3 protein-coding genes and 2 pseudogenes are annotated in these 4,038 nt (G+C 58.0%); all 5 read left to right on the top strand.

Annotation, left to right across the window (positions count from 1 at the left end; translation table 11 throughout):
- Nucleotides 1-383 (top strand): annotated as a pseudogene (locus B4F73_RS06285) (hypothetical protein); the annotation flags it as partial.
- Between the two features lie 47 nt (nt 384-430).
- Nucleotides 431-1,192, top strand: a complete 762-nt coding sequence (gene kduD, locus B4F73_RS06290) for a 2-dehydro-3-deoxy-D-gluconate 5-dehydrogenase KduD (RefSeq protein ID WP_206991626.1) — start codon at nt 431-433, stop codon at nt 1,190-1,192.
- 23 nt (nt 1,193-1,215) lie between these two features.
- Entirely contained in the window at nt 1,216-2,214 is a 999-nt protein-coding gene (locus B4F73_RS06295) for a sugar kinase (protein ID WP_290480192.1), read from the top strand.
- Between the two features lie 33 nt (nt 2,215-2,247).
- The gene (locus B4F73_RS06300; RefSeq protein ID WP_290480193.1) at nt 2,248-3,831 is read left to right on the top strand and encodes a carboxylesterase/lipase family protein; all 1,584 of its coding nucleotides are present in this window, start codon (nt 2,248-2,250) and stop codon (nt 3,829-3,831) included.
- A gap of 3 nt (nt 3,832-3,834) precedes the next feature.
- Nucleotides 3,835-4,038: pseudogene (locus B4F73_RS06305) on the top strand (hypothetical protein); the annotation flags it as partial.

Here is a 4,038-nt window from a genome sequence, read left to right on the forward strand (position 1 = left end):
GCGTATTCTGTGGCCTTGTCATCGATCCAACAGACGCCTTCCTGTTCGCCCAGATCAATGACGGCAACGCGATTTCCATGCCGTACGCGAAGGGCTTCGGCTGGGCTGCTGAACTCAATCTCCAGGACTGTTATCGTAAGCTTTTCGAGGGTGAGCCGGGCCTGGGCTATCCGAGAGAACGCGCCGCTGTCATGGCTGAGAATCGCGGGATTCTCACTAAGCTCAAGGAAGCCTCCTGCAAGGACATGCTTACCGTCCTCAAGTCAGTCGATCAGGATCTCTTGAAGGCTGCAGTCTCTGGTGAGAAATTCCAGGAGTTCTTCTTCGCAAACAGCCAGGATGCGGCCCTCACCGACTATGTAAAGCAGGTACTCGCCTCCTAGGCCTCGAGCGGACAACAATCGCAACAAGACGACATTCGGAGCGACCCATGAAGACCAATCCCTTCAGGCTTGAAGGCAAGAGCGCCATTGTCACCGGAGCCAACACAGGCCTCGGCCAGGGCATGGCTGTTGCGCTGGCGGAAGCGGGAGCAGACATTTGCCTTGTCGGCCGAAGTGCACCGTCAGAGACCTTGGACATGCTGGCTGGGACCGGCTGCAAAACGCACTCGATCCTCGCAGACCTCGGCTCGGCAGACAGTGTAGAGACTATCGTCACAGAAGCCAAATCAGCTCTCGGCGCCGTGGACATACTCATCAACAATGCCGGTATCATCAAACGCAACGATTCGATCGACTTCACCTTTGACGAGTGGGATTCGGTCATGAATGTGAATCTTCGTACGTTGTTCTTCCTGAGTCAGGCGGTCGCACGTGAAATGATTGCCGCCAGCAAGGGTGGCAAAATCGTCAACATCGCATCGATGCTCTCGTTCCAAGGTGGCATTCGCGTGCCGTCCTATACTGCCTCCAAGAGCGGCGTAGCCGGACTTACCAAGATCCTCGCCAATGAATGGGCCAAGCACGGCATTAATGTGAATGCGATTGCCCCCGGCTACTTCGCGACAAACAATACAGCGGCCTTGCAAGCCGATGAAACGCGCAACACCGAAATCCTCGGCCGTATTCCAGCAGGTCGCTGGGGTAAGCCGTCCGATCTCGGTGGCGCGGCGGTCTTCTTGTCATCGAGCGCATCTGATTACGTGCAGGGCATTACGCTGCCTGTCGATGGCGGCTGGCTGGCCCGCTGAGCCGGGAGAAAGGTTGACCAGACATGGCGGCCACAATCGTCTGCTTCGGAGAACTCCTGCTCCGCATGAGTGCGTCCGACAATCAACGTCTGATGCAATTGCCATCATTGAACGTGCATGTCGGCGGCGCCGAGGCGAATGTCGCCATCTCACTCGCCCAGTTCGGGCACACGTCCCGCATGGTCAGTTCTTTGCCTGAAAACCCGCTTGCTGACGCGGTGATCAGGGATTTGAGGTCGCATGACGTTCAGACCAATTCGATCCAGAGGCGCGAAGGTCGGGTCGGGCTCTACTTTCTCGAAACCGGGGCAGTCCAAAGACCATCTCGTATTACGTATGACCGGGCTGGAAGCAGCTTCGTTGAGACTCCCGCCGCGACGTATGACTGGCTGACATTGCTTGAAGATGCGGACTGGTTACACATTTCCGGCATCACGCCAGCCACGGGCCCCGATGCGGCTGGTGCGGCATTGGCTGCAGCGCGCACTGCTGTCGCGCAGGGTGTAAACGTCTCATTCGACGGTAACTATCGCGAACAGCTCTGGAAAAGCTGGTCCGGAAATGGTCCGGAGATTCTGGCCCAATTGCTAGAACACGCCACCCTCGCCTTTATCAATGAATTGGACGTACAGCTCGTTTTTGGAGAAAAATATCCTGGGCGTGAGGATGCGGAGAAGACTGCTTTCGCGCGGTTCCCCCGATTGAAATATGTCGCATCGACATTACGCGAGCAGGTCGGCGCAAGTCACCACCGCCTCACAGGCCGTCTGGCAACACGCGATGGCACCTGGCATTCGCCGGTAATGGACTTGCCCGGCATAGTAGATCGAATCGGTGGGGGCGATGCGTATGCAGCCGGCATCCTGCACGGCCTGATCTCACGTGACACGCCGCAGAAAACTGTAAACTTCGCAACGGCAGCAGCTGCGATCAAGCATTCCGTGGCCGGAGATTACAACAGAACGAGTGTTGGGGAGGTGGAAATCCTTTTGACGCAAACGGATCTGGACGTGCGCCGCTAGACCAGTGAAGCAGGGAGGGCTTGAAACTTGACGATGAACCGACGGGCCTTTACTCGCGGCACCGCCGCGCTTGCACTCAGTTCTCCGCTCATGGGGCTCGCTGGCAAGCCATCCGAACATCCTGTCGCCACCACCACACACGGAAAGGTTCGCGGCTATCGCCGCAAGGCAGTCAATATCTTCAAGGGCGTCCGCTATGGTGCGGATACGGCGCCAACGCGTTTTGCCAAGCCACGCCCCCCTGTCCCTTGGGCGGATACGCGGGACGCGACCGAGTATGGGGCGACTGCTCCGCAATTGGGAAATGTGGAGAATGTCAGCGAAGATTGCCTGTTCCTGAATATCTGGACGCCAGGTCTGGCCGATGGTGGCAATCGTCCGATCATGGTCTATTTCCATGGTGGAGCCTATGCCAGCGGTTCCGGATCTTCACCGCTCTATGATGGGACGAACCTGGCGACCAAGGGTGACGTGGTCGTAATCACGGTGAACCATCGGCTGAATGCGTTTGGGTACTTGTCGCTTAGTCGACTCAATAAGGATTTTCCTCACTCCGGCAATGCCGGCATGTGGGATCTTGTGCTTGCACTTGAATGGGTACGCGACAATGCGGCCGCCTTCGGAGGCGATCCGTCGCGAGTCTTCGTCTTTGGTCAGTCCGGTGGGGGGGCAAAGATTGCCACCCTGATGGCCGCGCCGTCCGCCCGAGGCCTGTTTCATTCCGCAGCCACAATGAGCGGTCAACAAGTCACCGCCTGTGGTCCCTTGAACGGCCAGCTTCGCGCACAAGCCTATCTCGACACCCTCGGCATCGCACCAGAAGACACAACTGCGTTGCGAGCAGCTCCGGTGGAAACCCTCATCGACGCACTCGCAACGCGTGATCCGGTCAATCCGGAGCACGGCCTATATTTTGGTCCTGTCCTGGATGGACGTTTTCTCAACCGCCATCCCTTTTGGCCTGGCGCTCCGGGACAGTCCTCATCGATCCCCATGATCCTCGGGAACACGAAGGACGAGACTCGAAACCTGATTGGCGCAAAGCATCCAGACACATTCCACCTCGATTGGTCGGACGTTCGAACACTTCTAGCAGATCATATGCGGTGCGACATCGACCCAGACGATGTCGTAATGGAGTATCGTGCCCTCTACCCGTCCTATTCGCCGAGTGATGTATTTTTTGCAGCCACTACGGCCGGGCGGTCGTGGCGCGGACAGGTGGAAGAGGCAGATATGCGCGCGGCTGAGAACGGCCCGACCTGGGTTTACCAGTTCAACCTCGGCTCGCCAGAAGAGGGTGGAAAATGGGGCGCACCGCACACGATGGACATCGCCTTTGCCTTCGACAATTTGGACCAATCCGGCACGTATGGCGGCACAAAGGTTCCCTCAACAGGCGAGTATGCACGCGTCGCAGACGAACTGTCTCGCGCCTTCATCTCCATGGCCAGGGAAGGCCAGCCCAATCATCCCGGGTTGCCGGACTGGTCTCGACATACGCTGCCAAACCGGGAGACACTGGTATTCGGCACCACGACCCGGCTCGAGAATGACCCGCGCAAAGGCGAAAGGGAACTCTTCGCCAAAGTACCTTTCACTCAATGGGGGACCTGATCCATGAAATCTGCCACTCACATCATCGTCGCTGCCGGCATTCTGTCGGCCTGCTCACCAACTCAAGTGCCCGAACCTCAAAGCCAAGGCGACATTGTTACCGAAGTGGCGCCCACAGACCTGCCCGGACCGGTGCAATCTGCCGTCTCCGAGGCCATGCCCGACATGACGGTACTGGAAGTGCTTCGAAAGGAACGCGGCCAGCGC

It is taken from the genome of Hyphomonas sp. UBA3601 (genome assembly GCF_002375605.1).
Taxonomy (GTDB): domain Bacteria; phylum Pseudomonadota; class Alphaproteobacteria; order Caulobacterales; family Hyphomonadaceae; genus Hyphomonas.